The sequence below is a fragment of the Proteus hauseri genome, from assembly GCF_004116975.1.
GTDB lineage: Bacteria > Pseudomonadota > Gammaproteobacteria > Enterobacterales > Enterobacteriaceae > Proteus > Proteus hauseri.
Window position 1 is genome coordinate 313,382 of the sequence record NZ_CP026364.1, and the last position, 21,040, is coordinate 334,421.

17 protein-coding genes are annotated in these 21,040 nt (G+C 38.1%); 7 read left to right on the top strand and 10 right to left on the bottom strand.

What is annotated here, in order from left to right; all coding sequences use genetic code 11:
* Window positions 1-459: 459 nt before the first annotated feature.
* Window positions 460-4,350 (bottom strand): phosphoribosylformylglycinamidine synthase, encoded by a 3,891-nt coding sequence (gene purL, locus PH4a_RS01590; RefSeq protein ID WP_129037248.1) that lies wholly within the window; start codon window positions 4,348-4,350, stop codon window positions 460-462.
* Between the two features lie 264 nt (window positions 4,351-4,614).
* Here purL and mltF point away from each other — a divergent pair, with 264 nt between their 5' ends.
* The 6 genes from mltF to PH4a_RS01620 all read left to right on the top strand — a co-directional run bounded on the left by mltF (window position 4,615) and on the right by PH4a_RS01620 (window position 12,537).
* On the top strand, window positions 4,615-6,087 hold the full coding sequence (gene mltF / locus PH4a_RS01595; protein ID WP_129037250.1) for a membrane-bound lytic murein transglycosylase MltF: 1,473 nt from the start codon (window positions 4,615-4,617) through the stop codon (window positions 6,085-6,087).
* A gap of 780 nt (window positions 6,088-6,867) precedes the next feature.
* Entirely contained in the window at window positions 6,868-7,416 is a 549-nt protein-coding gene (locus PH4a_RS01600; protein ID WP_129037252.1) for a fimbrial protein, read from the top strand.
* Window positions 7,417-7,600: 184 nt separating this feature from the next.
* Window positions 7,601-10,087 (top strand): fimbria/pilus outer membrane usher protein, encoded by a 2,487-nt coding sequence (locus PH4a_RS01605; RefSeq protein WP_129037254.1) that lies wholly within the window; start codon window positions 7,601-7,603, stop codon window positions 10,085-10,087.
* A gap of 29 nt (window positions 10,088-10,116) precedes the next feature.
* Complete coding sequence (locus tag PH4a_RS01610) at window positions 10,117-10,881, top strand: fimbrial biogenesis chaperone (RefSeq protein ID WP_129037256.1); 765 nt, start codon at window positions 10,117-10,119, stop codon at window positions 10,879-10,881.
* A gap of 25 nt (window positions 10,882-10,906) precedes the next feature.
* The gene (locus tag PH4a_RS01615) at window positions 10,907-11,977 is read left to right on the top strand and encodes a fimbrial protein (protein WP_129037258.1); all 1,071 of its coding nucleotides are present in this window, start codon (window positions 10,907-10,909) and stop codon (window positions 11,975-11,977) included.
* On the top strand, window positions 11,977-12,537 hold the full coding sequence (locus PH4a_RS01620; RefSeq protein ID WP_244212921.1) for a fimbrial protein: 561 nt from the start codon (window positions 11,977-11,979) through the stop codon (window positions 12,535-12,537). Before PH4a_RS01615 ends, PH4a_RS01620 begins: the two co-directional genes overlap by 1 nt.
* Before the next feature lie 16 nt (window positions 12,538-12,553).
* Here the strand turns inward: PH4a_RS01620 and tadA are convergent, their stop codons facing one another.
* Window positions 12,554-13,090 (bottom strand): tRNA adenosine(34) deaminase TadA, encoded by a 537-nt coding sequence (gene tadA, locus PH4a_RS01625; RefSeq protein WP_129037260.1) that lies wholly within the window; start codon window positions 13,088-13,090, stop codon window positions 12,554-12,556.
* A 107-nt stretch (window positions 13,091-13,197) separates the two neighbouring features.
* Window positions 13,198-13,833, bottom strand: a complete 636-nt coding sequence (locus PH4a_RS01630; protein WP_129037262.1) for a LysE family translocator — start codon at window positions 13,831-13,833, stop codon at window positions 13,198-13,200.
* 334 nt (window positions 13,834-14,167) lie between these two features.
* Between PH4a_RS01630 and PH4a_RS01635 the strand changes: the two genes are divergently transcribed.
* On the top strand, window positions 14,168-14,428 hold the full coding sequence (locus PH4a_RS01635; RefSeq protein WP_064720606.1) for a YfhL family 4Fe-4S dicluster ferredoxin: 261 nt from the start codon (window positions 14,168-14,170) through the stop codon (window positions 14,426-14,428).
* An 88-nt stretch (window positions 14,429-14,516) separates the two neighbouring features.
* Here the strand turns inward: PH4a_RS01635 and acpS are convergent, their stop codons facing one another.
* The 7 genes from acpS to lepA all read right to left on the bottom strand — a co-directional run bounded on the left by acpS (window position 14,517) and on the right by lepA (window position 21,013).
* Window positions 14,517-14,897: a holo-ACP synthase gene (gene acpS / locus PH4a_RS01640; RefSeq protein ID WP_129037263.1), complete on the bottom strand. Its 381-nt coding sequence runs from the start codon at window positions 14,895-14,897 to the stop codon at window positions 14,517-14,519.
* Window positions 14,897-15,628, bottom strand: coding sequence for a pyridoxine 5'-phosphate synthase (gene pdxJ / locus PH4a_RS01645; RefSeq protein WP_129037265.1), 732 nt, complete (start codon window positions 15,626-15,628; stop codon window positions 14,897-14,899). Before pdxJ ends, acpS begins: the two co-directional genes overlap by 1 nt.
* Window positions 15,629-15,697: 69 nt before the next feature.
* Window positions 15,698-16,438 (bottom strand): DNA repair protein RecO, encoded by a 741-nt coding sequence (recO, locus tag PH4a_RS01650; protein WP_129037267.1) that lies wholly within the window; start codon window positions 16,436-16,438, stop codon window positions 15,698-15,700.
* Between the two features lie 9 nt (window positions 16,439-16,447).
* The gene (gene era / locus PH4a_RS01655) at window positions 16,448-17,356 is read right to left on the bottom strand and encodes a GTPase Era (protein WP_064720610.1); all 909 of its coding nucleotides are present in this window, start codon (window positions 17,354-17,356) and stop codon (window positions 16,448-16,450) included.
* Entirely contained in the window at window positions 17,353-18,033 is a 681-nt protein-coding gene (rnc, locus tag PH4a_RS01660; protein ID WP_064720611.1) for a ribonuclease III, read from the bottom strand. The genes era and rnc overlap by 4 nt, the downstream gene beginning before the upstream one ends.
* 197 nt (window positions 18,034-18,230) lie before the next feature.
* Complete coding sequence (lepB, locus tag PH4a_RS01665) at window positions 18,231-19,202, bottom strand: signal peptidase I (RefSeq protein ID WP_129037269.1); 972 nt, start codon at window positions 19,200-19,202, stop codon at window positions 18,231-18,233.
* Between the two features lie 14 nt (window positions 19,203-19,216).
* A complete protein-coding gene (gene lepA / locus PH4a_RS01670; protein ID WP_064720613.1) occupies window positions 19,217-21,013 on the bottom strand; it encodes a translation elongation factor 4 in 1,797 nt (598 codons plus the stop codon).
* Window positions 21,014-21,040 lie beyond the last annotated feature (27 nt).

Consider the following 21,040-nt stretch of genomic DNA (forward strand, 5'->3'; position numbering starts at 1 on the left):
ATAAGGTCCGAAGACGAGTATCATGATGTTGGACGGTAGGCACCTTACTCTGGCGTCATTCCTGGCTTATGTGGTATGTTCCCACCCATATTGTGGACCGACATAAAAAGTTGAATGAGCAACTGATTAATATAATGCACAACGCGTGCCAACTTTTCAAAAAAATAATTAACATACTGTTTTTAAAGTTAAAATAAAAATACCCACCTAATTTATTACTTAGTATCCTTTTTTATTTAGTTAAAAAAACCAGCAAGCTGTCTCTATATGCAGACAGAGTTATGATTAATTTATTTAATCATTATAATTCAATAAGTTAAATGTCGCCAAATAGAGACAGTAAAATTATTGAATGTCGCCATTTTTATACGATATAAAAATAATGCTTATTTATCAATAAAATAAAGCCTCTATCTAATGTAGAGGCTTTCGTATTTATGACTACTGATTATAAGCTAATTAATCAAACTGTTTTCTTGCATTACGGAATAAGCGCATCCAAGGGCTATCTTCTCCCCAATTATCAGGGTGCCATGAATTACTTACCGTTCTAAATACTCGTTCAGGGTGCGGCATCATAATAGTTGAACGGCCATCAGGGGTAGTTACTGCAGTGATCCCTTTCACTGAACCATTAGGGTTTAATGGATATTGTTCTGTTGGCTTACCATAGTGGTCAACAAAACGTAAGCCGACTAAGTTCTGTGCTTCTAATTGCGCAACTTGCTCAAGAGAACGAAACTCAGCAAAACCTTCACCATGAGAAACAGCGATAGGCATATGTGAACCCGCCATACCTTGTAACAGTAAAGATGGACTTTCAGTCACTTTAACTAAGCTAAAGCGGGCTTCAAAACGCTCTGAACGGTTCCGAACAAAACGAGGCCATAAATCAGCACCCGGAATAAGTTCAGATAATGTAGACAGCATCTGACACCCATTACATACCCCAAGAGAGAGAGTATCTTGGCGCTCAAAAAATTGAGCAAACTCATCGCGTAAACGTGAGTTGAATAAAATAGACTTAGCCCAACCTTCACCTGCACCTAAAACATCACCATAAGAGAAACCACCACAGGCGACTAACACATCGAAATCAGCGAGTGAGCGCTGTGCTGAATGTAAATCACTCATATGCACATCGATGGCATCAAAACCAGCACGATCAAAAGCCGCGGCCATTTCTACATGGGAGTTCACGCCTTGTTCTCTTAATACAGCAATACGAGGACGGCTGCCTGTTGCTATATAAGGAGCTGCAATATCTTCAGTTGGATCAAAAGTAAGATGAACATTTAACCCTGGATCATTAAGATCTTGCTTCGCATTATGTTCTTCATCAGCACATTCAGGATTATCACGCAGACGCTGCATTTGCCATGTTGTTTCTGCCCACCACATGCGTAATGTGCTGCGTTTTTCATGATACACTTCGGTTTCGCGACTACTAATAATAATGTCATCACTCGATGTTGCTTGACCTAAATAATGTAAGCTATCCGCCAAACCACATTCTGTAAATAGCGCTTCTACATCATCTTGATGTTGCTGACTAATTTGTATCACCGCACCAAGTTCTTCGTTAAATAATCCAGCTAAAATATCTTCATCATAAGCACTGATATCGACACTTAGACCACAATGACCTGCAAATGCCATTTCAGCTAATGTCACCAGTAATCCACCATCAGAACGGTCATGATAAGCAAGTAACTTATTTTCATTCACTAATCGCTGCATCACATTAAAGAACTGTTTTAATTGTTCAACATCACGAATATCTGCGGCTTTTTGACCTAATTGGCGATAAACCTGCGCTAAGGCGGTTGCACCTAATGCGTTATGCCCATTACCTAAATCGATAAGATATAATCGGTTTCCGGCTTGAGTCGATAACTCAGGCGTCACCGTTTTACGAACATCTTCAACTCGAGAAAATGCGGTGATCACTAAAGAAAGGGGAGAAGTAACTTCTTTAGTCTCACCTTTTTCATCTTGCCAGCGTGTTTTCATCGACATCGAATCTTTACCCACTGGGATCGTTATTTCCAATTCAGGACAAAGCTCTTCTCCCACCGCTTTTACTGCATCATATAACCCAGCATCTTCACCGGGGTGCCCTGCTGCAGACATCCAATTAGCTGACAATTTAATCCGTTTTAATGCCTGAACATCCGCACATGCCATATTTGTTAACGCTTCACCCACAGCCATTCGTGCTGAAGCAGCAAAATCTAATAGTGCTATTGGTGCTCTTTCACCTATCGACATTGCTTCGCCATAATAGCTATCTAGTGTTGCAGTAGTAACCGCGCAGTTAGCAACAGGAATTTGCCAAGGGCCAACCATTTGATCTCGTGCTACCATCCCAGTAACAGAGCGATCACCAATGGTAATTAAAAAAGCTTTCTCAGCAACAGCAGGAAGGTGCAGAACACGATATACCGCATCTTTTAAATTAATTTCTTTGCGATCTAGATAATCACCCGCTGTTTTAAGCGTTTTCACATCTCGCAGCATTTTTGGTGCTTTACCTAATAGAATATCTAAAGGCATATCAATAGGTTGATTATCAAAATGTGCATCATTTAAGACAAGTTCACGCGCTTGTGTTGCTTCGCCAATAACAGCATAAGGTGCTCTTTCTCGTTGGCATAGTGCATCGAATAGTGGCATTTTTTCTGGTGATACCGCTAATACATAGCGTTCTTGAGACTCATTACACCAAATCTCTAGTGGACTCATACCTGGTTCATCGTTTAATACATCACGTAGCTGAAAACAACCACCACGCCCACCATCATTCACTAATTCAGGCATCGCATTTGAAAGGCCACCAGCACCAACATCATGAATAAATAAAATTGGGTTATCGCTACCTAACTGCCAACAACGATCAATCACTTCTTGGCAACGGCGTTCCATTTCAGGGTTATCGCGCTGAACGGAAGCAAAATCTAAATCAGCATCAGATTGACCCGATGTCATTGAAGATGCAGCACCGCCACCAAGACCAATGTTCATAGATGGGCCACCAAGTACAATGAGCTTAGCACCAACGGTAATTTCACCTTTTTGTACGTGATCTTCGCGAATATTACCAATACCACCAGCAAGCATAATGGGCTTATGGTAGCCACGAATTTCAATACCATTATGGCTATTCACTTGTTCTTCATAAGTTCTGAAATAACCAAGTAATGCAGGACGACCAAATTCATTGTTAAATGCAGCGCCGCCTAAAGGCCCTTCAGTCATAATATCTAGTGCATTAACAATACGTTCGGGTTTACCGAAATCTTCTTCCCAAGGTTGTTCAAATCCCGGAATACGTAGATTAGAAACTGAAAAGCCTACTAAACCTGCTTTTGGTTTTGCGCCCCGCCCTGTTGCGCCTTCATCACGAATTTCACCACCAGAACCTGTCGCGGCTCCCGGCCAAGGAGAAATTGCTGTTGGATGGTTATGGGTTTCGACTTTCATCAAAATATGAACAGGCTCTTGATGATAATGATAATGCCCCTTTTCTGCATCAGGATAGAAGCGCCCTGCAACAGAGCCTTCCATTACCGCAGCATTATCTTTATATGCCGACATAACATAATCAGGTGTTTGCTCGAAGGTATTTTTAATCATTTTAAATAATGATTTTTCTTGAGATTTACCATCGATAATCCAATCTGCATTGAATATTTTATGGCGGCAGTGCTCAGAGTTGGCTTGTGCAAACATATAAAGCTCAACATCCGTTGGATTACGTTCTAATCGCTTAAAAGCCTCAACTAAATAATCGACTTCATCATCAGCAAGTGCGAGTCCCATTTCGATATTTGCATTCACCAGCGCGTTTTTGCCTTTGGCTAAAACATCTATTGTTTTAAATGGCGCGGGTGTTTGTTCTGAAAAAAGAGCTTGTGCATCTTGATAATTTAAGAAGATGGTCTCCATCATACGGTCATGAATCAAACCATAAAAAAACTGCCACTGTGCATCACTCATTGCATCACAATCAACAAAGTAAGCAATGCCTCGTTCAATTCTAACAATACTGGCTAATCCACAATTATGTGCGATATCAGTCGCTTTAGAAGACCACGGTGAAATAGTGCCAGGGCGAGGCGTCACCACTCGCATTTCCCCGACAAGTTCATGTTCTGTTAATGAAGGGCCATAATGCAATAATTGACTTAATTTAATTTGGTCGTCTTCAGATAACTGCCCTTCCACTTTGGCGAAATGAACAAACTCCGCATAAATACCTCGAACAGGAAGATGATTTTCCTGACATTGCGTTAATAATTTATTAATACGAAATGCGGATAAAGCTGGGGAGCCACGCAGAATTTCCATAGTATTGAGTTCTCTCTTTTAGCAGCTAATCTGAACGGTGATTCAGGGGAAACGCGGCTAGTATAATAGAATAACGACTCAGACGAAACCGTTTGCGCGAACAAAATAACGGCATTTGACTTAGGGTGTTTTCATCATTAATTGGTTTAATCAAGTTGCGTCTTAGCAAGATGTTAAGCAGAATGCTCGATTACTGGAAATTTATCCATGTTAAAATGACGACTTTACACACAATAATAAACAACGTTAACGAGAAATAACCTATTGAATAATATAAGGATTAACTATTTCGTTATCGTTATCATCGCGCTATTTTCAGCGGCCATTATCGCCCTGAATATAACATGGCCTGATAGGCAAAAAGCGCAGATAAATAAGATTTTATCTCGTGGTGAGCTGCGAATAAGTACAATGCCTTCACCACTGATAACGATGAATGATAAAAAGGACCCCGTAGGTTTCGATTATGAATTAGTGAAACGCTTTGCTGACTACTTAGGCGTGAAGCTTGTCGTTAATATGCGGACAAATATCAACCAAATGTTTGATGATTTGGAGAATAACAAAGCCGATTTTATTGCAGCAGGATTACTTTATAATAAAGAAAGATTAGAGACGACGCGAAGTGGGCCTGCTTACTTTTCTGTCTCTCAACAGCTAATTTACCGTAAAGGCACACTAAGACCACGAAGTTTTGATACGTTAAATGGTCGATTAGTTGTCAGTGCAGGATCTGCTCATGCCAGCTTATTACGCATATTAAAAGAGACACAATATCCTGATCTTGAATGGGAAGAATCACAAACACAAACGACATCTCAACTATTAGAAGAGCTATCTGAAGGTAAAATTACCTATGTATTAGCAGACTCTATCAGTGTTGCAGTCCAACAACGGATCCATCCCAATGTGGCGGTTGGATTTGAAGTAACCGAAAGCCAACCTTTAACTTGGTATCTTCCTGATAGCGATGACAACAGTCTATATGCAGCAATGTTAGATTACTTCAATCAGCTATCTCAAGAAGATGTATTAGCAAGACTTGAAGAAAAGTATTTTGGTCATGTCGGATCATTTGACTACTTTGATACCATTTCTTTTATTACTGCTATCGATTCGGTATTACCCAATTATCAACCATTATTTGAAAAGTATGCTGACACCTTTGATTGGCGATTGTTAGCGGCCATTGCTTGGCAAGAATCACATTGGGATCCCCATGCAACCTCGCCTACGGGTGTTAGAGGTTTAATGATGCTCACACGCCCAACCGCATCCAGTATGGGAGTCACCGATAGACTAGACCCTGAAGAAAGTGTGAAAGGTGGTGCGCAATACCTGAAACATCTTTTATCACGCTTACCTGAAACCATTCCTGAAGATGAAAAAATTTGGTTTGCACTCGCCGCATATAATATCGGTTTTGGCCATATGTTGGATGCAAGAAGACTCACTGAACAGCAAGGGGCTGATCCTAATAGCTGGTTAGATGTTAAATCTCGATTACCTTTACTTAGTCAAAAGAAATACTATGTTGATCTCCCTTACGGTTACGCAAGAGGACATGAAGCTTACCGTTATGTAGAAAATATTCGACGCTATCAACTTAGTCTTGTGGGTTATTTACAAGCTAAAGAGAGTAAAAATAAAATTTTATCTAAAGATAACCATAAAGATGAAGAACAAGGTGAAGCGCCGCCTAAGTTAATACAAGAAACTGTAGCGAGTCACCCTTAATACCGCAGCCTCTTTTATAGAGGCTATTTACCCATCAAAACATCCCTTCTTTTTTTATTATAAAAATACGCGTTAAACATCGTTTATTACACTATTTTAAGATAAAAAATTGTTACATTTTTTCTTTTATTTTATTTTTTAGTCGAAAAAAGACATGTTAAAAAATGTAACACCATCACTATCAATCACTCACCCAGTGAGTGAAATGCACTAAAAATCACCTAAATATTCCTTTTAGGAGCATCAGAATAAGTAATATATAAGAAAAAATTAACTTAAATACGTAGGAATTATCTCATCCGTGATTGTTCCTTTTATGATTAATTTTTATGAAAAACTTATTTTCACATAAAAATTAACCTAATCAAGATAGTGTTAACATCTAAATTATTGAAATATATACTTTATGATATTCTATTATTTGTTTTATTAATTTAATTAACGTTATGTTAATAACATTACTCTTTATAAAGTTAATATAATGTTAATTATTACATCTATTAAGTTTATCTGCCCGATAAACTTTTTCACCCGTAAATTGAGTAATAAAAAGAATAAACCTGTAGAAAACACTATTAATATGGAATAGGCAAAATTAAATATGAAAATTGAGGAAACCAACAAAACGTTATATCAAGTTAGGTGGATTTATTGATATCATATAAACCAGTCATTATTCGAAACAATTCGAAATGTAATGCAAATCAATTTTTGTATTCAGTAAAAAATATTATTGCTTATTAATAATAAACACGTACGACCTTCAAGGGATTATCTATAATGAATCTGAGTAAAATTGCTTTAGCTGCGGCTTTAGTTTTTGGTATTAATTCTGTTGCAACGGCTGAAACTTCTGCACCTAAAATTGGTGCTACTAAAGGCGAAATCCAATTAAAAGGCGAAATTGTTAATTCAGCTTGTGGATTAGCTGCATCATCAAGCCCAGTTATTGTCGATTTCAGTGAAATCCCAACTTCTGCATTAGCTAATATGCAAAAAGCGGGTAACATCAAAAAAGATATCGAATTACAAGACTGTGATACTACCGTGGCAAAAACAGCTACTGTTAGCTACACCCCAAGCGTTGTAAACCCTACTAATAAAGACTTAGCTTCTTTCGTATCGGGTTCTGCTTCAGGTGCGGGTATCGGCTTAATGGACGCATCAAGCAAAGCAGTGAAATGGAACACAGCAACAACGCCTGTACAATTAGTCAATGGCGTTTCTAAAATTCCATTCGTTGCTTATGTACAAGCAGAAGCGGCTAATTCAGCAGTAACACCTGGTGAATTCCAAGCCGTAATTAACTTCCAAGTTGATTATCAGTAATTCTTTTATTTAATTAATTAATTAATTAATAAAGATTAATTACTGCAATAACGCAGAGGGATCCCTCTGCGTTAAATTTAATATAACTCTTAACTTAATTAAATATAAAAAATGAAAAAGTAATTAAATAAATATTTATTATTTAATTACTTTTTATTTAATAAAATAGATTAGGCGTTTATTCATGTTAATTCCTTTTTCACACAGCACAATATGGAAATACAGTTGTGCCATTTTGCTATTTTGCTTAGCGTTTTCCGCTCAAGCAGAGCTTGATGATTCTGTGGAATTTAACATTCATATGCTAGATGCAGAAGATAGAGATAATGTCGATCTCTCTCGTTTTGCTACCTCTAATTACGTTATTCCTGGTATGTACTATTTAGATATTCGTCTAAATGGTAGAGACTTCCCTAGACAAAACATCAATTATATTGAAGTCGGTAAAAACCTTTCAATGGTCTGTATTGACCCCGCATTATTAAAAAAGTTAACAATTTCAGAAGAAAATCAAAAATATATCAAAGAAATAACACCCGATTGTTTCGATATAAGTCAATTACCCGGCGTCTCTGTGAAGAATGATGGTGGTGTTTTAGATATAACACTTCCTCGTTCTTTAATGAAATACGAAGATACTGACTGGACACCCCCAGAGCTTTGGGATGCGGGGATTTCAGGATTACTGATTGATTACACCATCACGGGTACTTCAACACATCCTAATAAGGGCAATAACAATAACTCGCTGACAGGTTATGGTCAAACCGGTATCAATCTTGGTAATTGGCGTTTACGAGCAGAATATCAAGGGAATTACTCTTCAGAATATTCATCAAATAATAATTTTGAATGGAATCAAATCTACGCTTATAAACCACTGCCTGATTACGCAGCAAAACTTACCTTAGGGGAAACTTATCTGAACTCTCAGATTTTTGATAGTTTTCGCTTTACGGGCATTAACTTACAAAGTGATGAACGCATGTTACCGCCTTCATTACAGGGTTATGCCCCCGAAATTCATGGTATTGCTAATACTAACGCCAAAGTCACTGTTACCCAAAATGGCCGTTTAATTTATGAAACGACAGTGCCAGCAGGCCCTTTTACTATCAAACACCTACAAGATACCGTGCAAGGCCAATTAAATGTCAGAGTTGAAGAGCAGAATGGAAAAATCAATGAGTTCCAAGTACAAACTGCAAATTTACCTTATATGACGCGCCCAGGAGCAATACGTTACAATACATCTATTGGTCAATCATCGTTACATAACCATAAAATGGAAGGGCCTCTTTTTTATCAAGGCGATTTTTCCTGGGGTATGAATAATACATGGTCACTTTATGGTGGTGTGTTATTGACAGCAAAAGATTATAACGCTTGGTCTATGGGGTTAGGCCATGATATGGGCCGATTCGGTACTTTATCTGGTGATATAACACAGTCTTATAGCAAGACGCTTAATGATGAAAACATTAACGGTATGTCCTTTAAGCTCAACTACGCAAAAACATTTGATGAGTATCACAGTACCATTACCTTTGCGGGATATCGCTTCTCCGAAAAGACATTTCGTTCTTTCTCTCAGTATATTGATGAACGTTATAACGATATTAATAACAATGGTTATGAAAAAGAGATGTATACCATAACGGGTAACAAAACTTTTTGGGCTGATGATATTGAAAAATCGACAACCCTTTATCTCTCTTATCGTCATCAAAACTATTGGGATAAAAATACACAAGAGCAATTTGGTGCTACGGTTAGCCGTAATTTTTCTATTATGGGTATTGACCAAATAAATACGAGTTTATCAGCCTTTCGTACTCAACATAAAGGCAACACTGATGACAGTATTTCCTTTAATATTTCTCTGCCATTAGGTAGCGGGAAAAGCGTTGGGTATAGCTTACAAGATAGTAATGGAAAAGTGAGCCAAATGGCGTCTTATTCTGATAATAGCAATTATAATAATTTATGGCGTGTACGTGCTGGATTAAGTTCTGATAACAAAGCCAGTACAGATGGCTATTATCAGCATCGTTCTCAATATGCCGAAATAAATGCTAATGCTAGCTATCAACAAGATAACTATACTGCTGTTGGTGCAACAATTAAGGGTGGCTTTACAGCAACGCGTTATGGTGCAGCATTACACAGTAGCAGTATGACATCGAGTACCGCTCGTATGATGGTTGATACTGATGGTGTAGCTGGTGTGCCATTTAATAATCGCAGTACTACCACTAACTTATTTGGTATTGGTGTGTTAACTGACTTAACAAGCTATAACAATGTTGATGCCCGAATTGATGTTGATAAAATGGATTCAGATATTGAAACACGCAAAGCAATCACATCCGCAACCTTAACCGAAGGCGCTATTGGTTACTATGTTTTCCCTGTTCGTAAAGGTGAACGTTTAATGGCGATTCTACAAACCAGCGACCATAAATATCCCCCATTTGGTGCTGAAGTCACCAACAAAGAGGGTGAAAATATGGGAATGGTGATGGAAGATGGCCTCGTTTATATTGCAGGTGTCAGCTTAAATGAATCATTAAATGTGGTTTGGGATGGTAAAGCACAATGCTCAATTACTATGCCAACTCAAATTACAGACCCGCTAAAACGTGAATCGCTTTTATGTCAGGGGCATTAATGAATAAAATGAATAACAGAGATAATTGTATGAACTCATTCAACATACTGAAAACTTTATTTTGTGGATCATTACTCGCGTTAAGTGTAGTCAGCACCGCGCAAGCGGGTGTGTCATTGGATAGGACTCGCATCGTTTTAACTGGTAATGAAAACTCTGCTAGCGTGAACCTGAAAAATACCAGTCCAGATATTCCTTTTTTAGCTCAATCATGGGTTGAAAATGAAAATGGACAAAAAATTTCATCACCTTTAGTTGCACTCCCTCCTTTACAACGTCTTGATGGCGACCAAAAAGGTGTCGTTAGGATCACCAAAACGGCAGAAATTGGCCTGTTACCACAGGATAGAGAATCGTTGTTTTATCTTAATGTTCGTGAAATTCCACCAGCACCAAAACAAGCCAACGTATTACAAATGGCGATGCAATCGCGTATAAAGCTCTTTTATCGCCCTGCTGCCATTACACCTGAAAAACCAGGTATGGTTTGGCAAGACCAATTAATATTTAAAAAACAAGGCAATAAATTTATTGCTGAAAATCCAACACCTTATTACATCACTATTATTGGATTATCGAATAAGTTAAATGGTGAAGATAGCGATAAATTAACAACCTTTCCAGGTTTAATGGTTGCACCTAAATCTTCATTAGATATTCCGGTTAAAACCACTAACGTGAATCAATTTTATATGATGTATGTGAACGATTATGGTGGGCACCCTGAATTAAAATTTGTCTGCCAACAAGACAGCTGCAAAGTAGCGCCAAAAGAACAACAACCTAAATATTAATTAACTCGACGCCAGTAGGAATAAAATGAAATCAAATAACTGTAATTTTTATTTCAATACGCTAAAAATATTTTTTACTGGCGCGCTGTTGTGTACCCCTCTTATTGCATCTGCTTATATCCATGGCGAGGTTCGAACTGTTGGTGGGCCAAATGTATTTAGAGTTACTTTAGATAACACCACATTCCCACGTAATAAACCAGGTGAAACAGCTACCGTTAATTTCTCTTTACCTGATCGTTACTTGGCAACTGTTTATTGTCCCAAAGATCCATTAGTAGCTAATTCCCGAACCTATTATATGGCGAATTCAGATCTTCGCCCTTCAACTGGTAATTACTATGAACTCAACGAATATGTTGATGTACAAATAAAATTTTCAATTTGGGGCCCAGATACTTTACCTACGGTTCCTTTTATTGAAAAACCGAATAATAAAAATGGCCAACAAGGATGTCGAGTTCCTGAATCACCAAAACCCAATATGTCTTCTGGAAGTAGTGGTGTATTAGTTTTTCGCTTAAAAAAACCAATTATTAATGGTGTTTCTTTAACGGGCCAAGCCGTTGCACAAATGTATGCCCGTGTAGGTAATGGTTTATATCAAGAATATGGCCCAGAGCCTATTTCAAGATTGGTTATTAGCTCAGGAATATTAACTACTGAAGATAAATGCACATTTAATAATGGCTCACCTATTACTTTTGATTTTGGCAACGTAGGGAATACTTCTGAGTATTTAAATGGTCAAAATTACAAAATTACGCGAAATATTCCAATAAAATGTGAAGGTGGCAGTTTTACCAATCCAAACAGTCGAATTATGTTTAAAGTTCAGACTGGCAGTTCTGGGGTAGCCAGTTTTAATTCTGATTATTTAGGTACCACAGGCCCTGTTGATAGAACAAATTTAGGCATTGTTTTAAGAGATAAATCTGGCACTATTGTTGCCCCTAATAAATATTTTTCTGTAGGGAAATTAAACAACTTTACAGGTAATTGGGAAGTTACTGCGGCACCAATAGCAAAAACTGGCAGTAAAATTACTGAAGGTGAGTTTTCTGCTCATGCCACACTCGTTGCGGAATTTATGTAATGAAAAAAATAATAAAAATATCAGTAAATAAAATAATATCATCATTTCTATTACTGTTATCACCATCCGTATTTGCGGGAACGGAATTAATTGGTGGTGATATGGAATTTAAAGGTGTTGTCGTTGCACATGGATGCACTATTGTTGCTGGTGATGAAAATAAAGTAATCGATTTCAAACAGATATCATCTAAAGATCTTTATACTTTTCAAAAAACTGAACCTATATCTTTTAGTATTAGCTTAGAAAATTGCAGCCAAGATATTTATAAAAGTGTCACGATTACACTCGATGGAAAAGAACATCCGACAATGCCAAATCATTTAGCGGTTGTTGGAACGGGTTCAGAAGATCCTAAAAGTATTGGTATCGTATTTACTGATTTTAATCGTAATATTATTCAATTAAAAAAGCCGAGCGCCACCCGACTTCTTAATAATCAACGTATTCAATTTAATTTTATGACCTATGTTGAAGCATCATCTAGCGCGATTAAAAACCAAACAGTACTAACGGGACCTTTTCAAGCTCAAGCAACTTATACTTTAAATTACCAATAATAAGTCCTTAATCAGGTTACTTACCTTGTTGAGCTATTTTTTTTATATTAATAATTGGTAACGCCATTTTTTGTGATTTCAACTGCTTTTGTTGTGCTCTTCTCATCTTGAAAAATTGACTTAATTGTTGGGAGCATTGTTCTGCTAACACGCCAGATGTTATCTCAACTTTATGGTTCATTCCCGGATGCTGCAAAATATCAATAAATGAACCCGCGGCTCCAGTTTTTAAATCAGACGCACCATAAACGACTCTTTTTACTCGACTGTGTATAATTGCTCCCGCACACATCACACAAGGTTCCAACGTAATGTAGAGTGTTGCATCGAGTAAACGATAATTTTCCAAATGCTTTCCCCCTTTGCGCAATGCCATTATTTCGGCATGTGCAGTAGGGTCGTTATCAATAATCGAGCGATTCCATCCTTTAGCAATGATTTTATTATCAACGACTAATACAGCACCAACCGGAATTTCACCTATCTCTTGGGCTTTTTTGGCTTGCTCAATCGCTTTGTTCATCCAATAAATATCATCTTTAATTTCTTTCACAAGGATATCTCTTTATTATCGTATAGCAGCGTATTGTACCCTGTTTTCTATTGATAACTAAAGATATCACATTGATTTCTTTATTATGACAATATGACCGTTTAACCTTAGCCCGCCCGAGATTCTGTTGCTAATTTAATCGCCAATGCACCTAAAATAGTTGCCATAAACCAACGTTGTATAAGTGCCCAGCGAGGCCTTTTAATAAAGAAGCTCGCAATAGATCCTCCAGCCACAACAATCAAAGCATTTACTGTAATACTAATAATAATTTGAATACTACCTAACACTAATGATTGATTTAAAACGCTACCATTACCAATGGTAATAAATTGAGGCAGCAGTGATAAATACATAAGTGCGATTTTGGGATTCAGCAAATTGGTAACAAATCCCATAACAAAGAGTTTTGTGGTATTACCTGACAGAAGCCTCTTGGGATGAAAAATAGAATGTCCACCGGGCTTAATTGATTGCCAAGCGATGTAAATCAGATAAATAGCACCACAAATTTTTAAGGTATCGTATGCATAAGGCACTGCCATAAAAATAGCAGTAATACCAAATGCCGCTAATAACATATAAAATACATAACCAACAGCGACACCAATTAGCGAAATAAACCCCGCTTTTTTACCTTGTGATATTGAGCGAGAGATAAGGTAAATCATATTAGGCCCTGGTGTTAATACCAACCCCAATGACAAAAGCGCAAATGTCCACATATTAAACAGTGTTGGCATAGATATCCCCTTATTGTTATTGCCATTATTTAACATCAATAACAAAGTGATATGTGTGTTTACTACCACAAAATATGCCCATAATAAAAAATATTTTTTTACAGCTGATCTGCTATTTTACGGCAAGCAGGATAAATGTTACTCTTGCGGGGTTTTTTACTCTGCAAAATATACATCTATTAAATAGATAAATAAGAATCACTAACAATGCAGAAATTTAAGATAAAGAAATAAATACAATAACTAATTTGTATTAGCAATAATTCTACATGTAACATATAAGTGCAAGATATAAGTTACTGAAATTTAATAATTTATATACTAAGTGACTGATATGGCTCTACTAATTACGAAGAAATGTATCAACTGTGATATGTGCGAACCAGAGTGCCCTAATGATGCTATTTCAATGGGTGACGAGATATATGAAATTAATCCTGATCTTTGCACTGAATGCGTAGGCCATTACGATAAGCCAACTTGCCAGTCGGTTTGTCCTATTACCAATACGATCATTACTGACCCAACTCATACTGAAACTCAAGATGCGCTATGGGAAAAATTTGTTTTAATTTACCACTCAGACAAGATCTAACCCGTCATATATAAAAATGATAAATTACGGGCGATAAATTTAAGATGGTTATTATTTGATGGTGACAGTTGATGGTTACTACTAAGCGTTACTTTTCTAAAATAACCGTTGCACAGGCATAACGTTGTTCATCTGCCAGTGTGACATGAATAGAATTTATCCCCGCTTTATCTGCCATCTCTTTAGCCACCGCTAAAAAATGTAATGTAGGTTTTCCTAGTTCATCATTGCGTACTTCGAAATGATTAAACGCTAAACCTAAACGAATTCCAGTTCCCAATGCTTTTGCTGCGGCTTCTTTTACTGCAAAACGTTTAGCAAGAAAGCGAATCGGTTGCTTATGTGATTGGTAGATTTCCCACTCACTTTCAGTGAGAATACGCCGAGCAAGGCGTTCACCAGAACGCCCTATTATTTCTTCGATACGAGATATCTCAACGATATCCATACCAATACCAACAATAGCCATTAACGACGCGCTTCTCGCATTAAGCGTTTCATTTCTTCAACGGCCGGCGCTAATCCGCTAAATACCGCCCTACCAATAATGGCATGGCCAATATTCAATTCATAAAGCTCCGGTAATGCAGCAATACGCTGTACGTTATGATAATGCAAACCATGCCCAGCATTCACTTTCAGGCCTTTAGATGCAGCATAAGTCACAGCGTCACGAATACGCATAAACTCTTTATCTTGTTCCATTTCATCTTCAGCATCTGCATAAGCACCCGTATGAATTTCAATAAAAGGAGCGCCGACACGATCTGCTGCGTTAATTTGCTCATGATCAGGATCGATAAAAAGAGAAACTTTAATACCAGCAAGTGATAAACGTTTAATCGCATCAGCTATTTTAGCTTCATTGCCAGCAACATCTAAACCACCTTCAGTAGTTACTTCTTGGCGTTTTTCAGGCACTAAACAGCAAAAATCAGGTTGAGTTTGGCAAGCAATCTCAATCATCTCTTCTGTTACTGCCATTTCCAGATTTAATCTTGTTTGGACAGTTTGGCTTATCAACATTAAGTCACGATCCGTGATGTGACGTCTGTCTTCACGTAAGTGAATAGTGATACCATCTGCACCCGCTTGTTCCGCGATAAAAGCGGCTTGAACAGGATCGGGGTACGTTGTGCCACGGGCATTACGAAGGGTGGCGATATGGTCTATATTAACGCCAAGTAGAATATCAGACATGCTCTTCTCCTGAAAAATAACGTTGCATTACCATAGTTTACACATTCTATAGAGAAGAAAAAGACAATATTATTGATCCGCGATTAACACCTTTTTTTTCGGTGCCCTTTTAATGGCAAATTGCCTAAAAAGTTCTCTACTCTTTAATGGTTTTCCACCTAAATAAGGTTTTAATGCCATACGTGTAAATCGTTTAGCCGCTTTTAATGTGTCTAAAGTGGGAAATTCGCGACTTGCCAAGGATTTTAATTCAAATCCAGTAAAACTATTATGATCAACGACTAAACTCGCAATAAAACCTTTTTCTTCACGATAACGATAAGTCATTGTATCAGCAACTGGCTCGCCACTTCCTGCGCAATGCAGAAAATCTAAGCCATAACCAAGTTGCGCAAGTAATGCCAGCTCAAAGCGTCTTAATGCCGCTTCAGGAGTGGTTTCACTTGCAGCAAGAATTTGTAAACAAGAAAGGTATTCAAAAAAAAGGACACTATAAGCAGTGCCATTTTCTAATACGCGAGAGAGTAACTCATTAAGATACAGGCCACTGTAAAGCACAGTGCCTGAAAGAGGTAATGCTAAAGAGATTGGCTCTGCATCACGTAGTGTTTTTACTTCTCCTCGCCCACTCCAACGAATGAGCAAAGGAGTAAAAGGTTGAAGTGCGCCTTTTAAAGGTGAGCGTTTACCGCGTGCACCTTTAGACAAAATGCGAACGCGTCCTTCATTTTCAGTGAAAAAATCCAGTAATAGACTCGTTTCACTGTAAGGACGAGCATGGATAACAAATGCACGTTGCCAGCCATCCACTTCAGTTACCTATTTTAAATCGTCCACATAGCCAAGGCTACGTAACGCACGTTCATCATCAGCCCAACCCGCTTTTACTTTCACCCAAAGTTCTAAATGCACTTTGTTTTCAAATAAATTTTCCATATCCATACGGGCTTCCGTACCGATTTTCTTGATTTTAACGCCTTGATTACCGATAACCATTTTTTTCTGGCCTTCACGTTCAACCAGAATTAATCCATGAATATCATAGCCACCACGAGCATTAGTAACAAATTGTTCAATCTCAACAGTGACAGAATAAGGTAATTCTTCACCTAAAAAACGCATCAGTTTTTCACGAATAATTTCTGACGCCATAAAGCGTTGAGAACGGTCAGTAATATAGTCTTCAGGAAAATGATGTGTTGCTTCAGGAAGACATTTACGCACTATTTTCGCAATAGTATCAACGTTCATATCTTTTTCTGCACTGATTGGAACAACATCAAGAAAATCCATTTGTTGGCTTAAAAAGCCAATGTGAGGCAGTAGCTTGGTTTTATCAACCACGTTATCTACTTTATTGATCGCCAATAAAACAGGACAACGTAATGATTTCAGCTTATTTACGACCATTTCATCGTCTGCAGTCCAGTTAGTTCCTTCAACCACAAAGATAACGAGTTCTACATCACCGATAGAACTACTTGCTGCACGATTCATTAAACGGTTAATTGCACGCTTTTCTTCAATGTGCAATCCCGGTGTATCAACGTAAATAGCCTGATATGCACCATCAGTATCAATACCCATGATACGGTGACGCGTAGTTTGAGGTTTACGTGACGTAATAGAAACTTTCTGCCCCAGTAATTGGTTCAGTAGTGTTGATTTTCCCACATTTGGGCGACCAACTATCGCAATAAATCCGCAATAGGTTTGTTCTTCGCTCATTCAAGCTCCAGTTGTATTAATGCCTGTTCAGCAGCGGCTTGTTCAGCTTTACGACGGCTTGTACCCATCCCCTTTACAGGTTGCTCGATACCGCTTATCTGACAATGGATCGTAAACTCTTGATCATGGGCTTCACCACGAACCTGTACCACAACATAAGCAGGTAATGGTAAATGACGCCCTTGCAGATATTCCTGCAAACGAGTTTTAGGATCTTTTTGCTTATCGCCAGGGCTGATTTCAGCCAAGCGATTCTCATACCATTTTAAAATGATATTTTCGATGTTTTGAATATCACTATCGAGGAAAATTGCACCAATTAATGCTTCAACAGTATCAGCAAGAATAGATTCACGGCGGTAACCACCACTTTTTAATTCACCCGGACCTAAGCGTAAACATTCACCTAATTCAAATTCACGAGCTAACTCAGCAAGTGTATTTCCACGAACAAGGGTTGCTCTCATGCGGCTCATATCACCCTCATCAACACGAGGGAAACGATGATAAAGCGCATTTGCAATAACATAACTTAGAATTGAATCACCTAAAAACTCTAAGCGTTCATTATGTTTACTGCTAGCACTACGATGCGTTAATGCCTGTAGTAATAATTCATTTTGCGTAAAAGTATAACCCAGTTTTTTTTGTAACTGGTTTACTAGTAAAGTATTCATGTGCGATCAATTTCCATTACTTAATTTGAAGCACACGCAACAAATCTGTTTAAATCAACGGGAAAAATTATCGGGTTGGATAACAGAACTGTTGCGTTTGCACTGGCTCCTGTTTATTACAGGAGCCAATCATGTTTAAAGAAGCGACATATTCTACACTGAGATAAATCGGAATGCTGTAGCTATTTTGTTAATAATTACTTTATGCCGCCAATACGGCTAAAACGAATACCCGTTGGCCATTCATTCTCTTGTTTTTCAAAGCTCATCCAGATAGTTGTTGCCTTACCAACTAAATTTTGCTCAGGAACAAATCCCCAGAAACGGCTATCAGAACTACCATCTCGATTGTCACCCATCATAAAATAATGACCATCTGGTACTATCCATGTGCCTACAGGCAAGCCCGGTTGGATAAATTCAGGCATCGTCATATCACCAGGAATAGTCATAATACGGTGTGATACTTTACCAATTGTTTCTACTCGCTCTTCTTGGCGGAATTGCGTCGCAGTAGAAATAGGATCTTCAATTGGAATAGATTTCATACCATTAATACGTTGACCACCCGGCACATTTTGTAAAAGCAGAGTCCACTCGCTCGGATAAGCAGTTCCATAAGTCACTGAAATCTCATCGTTACACATTGCTTTATCACAATTAGGGTAAATATGTACTTTTTTAGCCATCATGTCATAAACAATTTTATCACCTGGTAGACCAATAACACGCTTAATAAAATCAGTAGAAGGATCTCGTGGATATTTGAAAACAGCAATATCACCACGTTTTGGCTTCCCTGTATTTATTAAGGTTGTTTGTGTAATGGGATCTTTTAGCCCATAGGCAAATTTTTCAACCAAGATGAAATCACCAACCAATAAGGTTGGCATCATTGAACGAGAAGGTATCTGAAACGGCTCATACACAAATGAACGCAGAATCAAAACAATAATCAATACAGGGAACAGAGATGCAAGAGTCTCAATCCAACTTGGCTTATTGATTGATTTTGCTAATTCTTGCTGATCCCCACTGCCTTTCGCCATCTCTTGAAAGCGCTTTAATTTTGCCATACGAGCAGGTCTAAGCTTAAAGCGCTCAATTCCCCAAAGAATGCCCGTAATTAGCGTTGCCAGTGTTAGGATCAAGGCAAACGTGTTAGCCATGTTTTCTCCTTAAATTATTTATCTTTACCAACATGAAGAATGGCTAAGAACGCTTCCTGTGGTAACTCTACGTTACCTATTTGTTTCATGCGTTTTTTACCATCTTTCTGTTTCTGTAATAGTTTTTTCTTACGGCTAACGTCACCACCATAGCATTTAGCTAATACGTTTTTACGTAGCTGCTTAACCGTTGAACGAGCAATAATATGGTTACCAATAGCAGCTTGAATAGCGATATCAAACTGTTGGCGTGGAATAAATTCTTTCATTTTTTCCACTAAGTCACGACCACGGTAAGGCGCGTTATCACTATGGGTGATAAGAGCTAAAGCATCGACTCGGTCACCATTAATCAAGACATCAACACGAACCATGTTTGAGCCTTGAAAACGAATAAAGTTGTAGTCTAAAGAAGCATAACCACGAGATGTCGACTTTAAGCGGTCAAAGAAATCAAGCACTACTTCAGCCATCGGTATTTCATAAGTTAGTGAAACTTGATTACCATGATAGACCATATTTGTTTGCACACCGCGTTTTTCAATACATAAGGTAATAACGTTACCTAAGTATTCTTGCGGCAGTAACATATGACACTCAGCAATAGGTTCTCTAATCTCTTCAATATTATTCAGTGGTGGCAGCTTAGATGGGCTATCTACCAATACAATTTCACCACTGGTTAATTCAACTTCATAAACGACTGTTGGCGCGGTTGTAATCAGGTCGAGATCATATTCGCGTTCTAGACGCTCTTGAATGATCTCCATATGTAAAAGACCTAAGAATCCACAACGGAAACCAAATCCTAATGCGGTAGAGCTTTCTGGCTCATAAAATAATGATGCATCGTTAAGACTTAATTTACCTAATGCATCACGGAAAGATTCATAGTCGTCAGAACTAATTGGGAACAATCCCGCATAAACCTGAGGTTTTACCTTTTTAAAGCCCGGTAGTGGTTTATCTGCCGATTTTTGTGCCGAAGTTAAGGTATCACCAACCGGAGCCCCTAAAATATCTTTAATACCACAGACAACCCAGCCTACTTCGCCACAATTTAATGACGTAGTATCTACTTGTTTTGGTGTAAAAATACCAATGCGGTCAATGTTATAAACTTGTCCCGTACTCATTACTTTAATTTTATCACCCTTGGAAACTTTACCGTTTTTAACACGGATAAGTGAAACAACACCAAGGTAATTATCAAACCAAGAGTCAATAATCAGTGCTTGTAATGGTGCTTCAGGGTCACCTTCTGGTGCTGGGATCTCTTTGACCAAACGCTCAATAACTTCTTTAACACCAACACCTGTTTTGGCAGAACAACGCACAGCATCTGTTGCATCAATACCAACGATGTCTTCAATTTCTTCAGCGACACGTTCTGGCTCTGCAGCAGGTAAGTCAATTTTGTTTAATACGGGTACGACTGTTAAATCCATATCCATCGCGGTATAACAGTTTGCTAAGGTTTGAGCTTCAACCCCTTGCCCCGCATCAACAACTAATAAAGCACCTTCACAAGCAGCAAGAGAACGAGAAACTTCATAAGAGAAGTCAACGTGGCCTGGGGTATCAATAAAGTTAAGCTGATAAACTTCACCATCATCAGCTGTAAAATTTAGTGTGACACTTTGCGCTTTAATAGTGATACCACGTTCACGCTCAAGATCCATAGAATCAAGAACCTGCGCAGCCATTTCACGATCTGTTAAGCCACCACAAATTTGAATAATTCGATCTGATAATGTCGATTTACCGTGGTCAATATGCGCGATAATGGAAAAGTTACGTATGTTTTTCATTCTGAAATTATTTTTCTCTGTTGCCTT

Coding starts and splice junctions, on each gene's coding strand:
- purL (WP_129037248.1), bottom strand. CDS start 4,350: ATGGAAATTCTGCGTGGCTCCCCAGCTTTATCCGCATTTCGTATTAAT.
- PH4a_RS01600 (WP_129037252.1), top strand. CDS start 6,868: ATGAATCTGAGTAAAATTGCTTTAGCTGCGGCTTTAGTTTTTGGTATT.
- PH4a_RS01605 (WP_129037254.1), top strand. CDS start 7,601: ATGTTAATTCCTTTTTCACACAGCACAATATGGAAATACAGTTGTGCC.
- PH4a_RS01610 (WP_129037256.1), top strand. CDS start 10,117: ATGAACTCATTCAACATACTGAAAACTTTATTTTGTGGATCATTACTC.
- PH4a_RS01615 (WP_129037258.1), top strand. CDS start 10,907: ATGAAATCAAATAACTGTAATTTTTATTTCAATACGCTAAAAATATTT.
- PH4a_RS01620 (WP_244212921.1), top strand. CDS start 11,977: ATGAAAAAAATAATAAAAATATCAGTAAATAAAATAATATCATCATTT.
- PH4a_RS01630 (WP_129037262.1), bottom strand. CDS start 13,833: ATGCCAACACTGTTTAATATGTGGACATTTGCGCTTTTGTCATTGGGG.
- PH4a_RS01635 (WP_064720606.1), top strand. CDS start 14,168: ATGGCTCTACTAATTACGAAGAAATGTATCAACTGTGATATGTGCGAA.
- acpS (WP_129037263.1), bottom strand. CDS start 14,897: ATGGCTATTGTTGGTATTGGTATGGATATCGTTGAGATATCTCGTATC.
- pdxJ (WP_129037265.1), bottom strand. CDS start 15,628: ATGTCTGATATTCTACTTGGCGTTAATATAGACCATATCGCCACCCTT.
- era (WP_064720610.1), bottom strand. CDS start 17,356: ATGAGCGAAGAACAAACCTATTGCGGATTTATTGCGATAGTTGGTCGC.
- rnc (WP_064720611.1), bottom strand. CDS start 18,033: ATGAATACTTTACTAGTAAACCAGTTACAAAAAAAACTGGGTTATACT.
- lepB (WP_129037269.1), bottom strand. CDS start 19,202: ATGGCTAACACGTTTGCCTTGATCCTAACACTGGCAACGCTAATTACG.
- lepA (WP_064720613.1), bottom strand. CDS start 21,013: ATGAAAAACATACGTAACTTTTCCATTATCGCGCATATTGACCACGGT.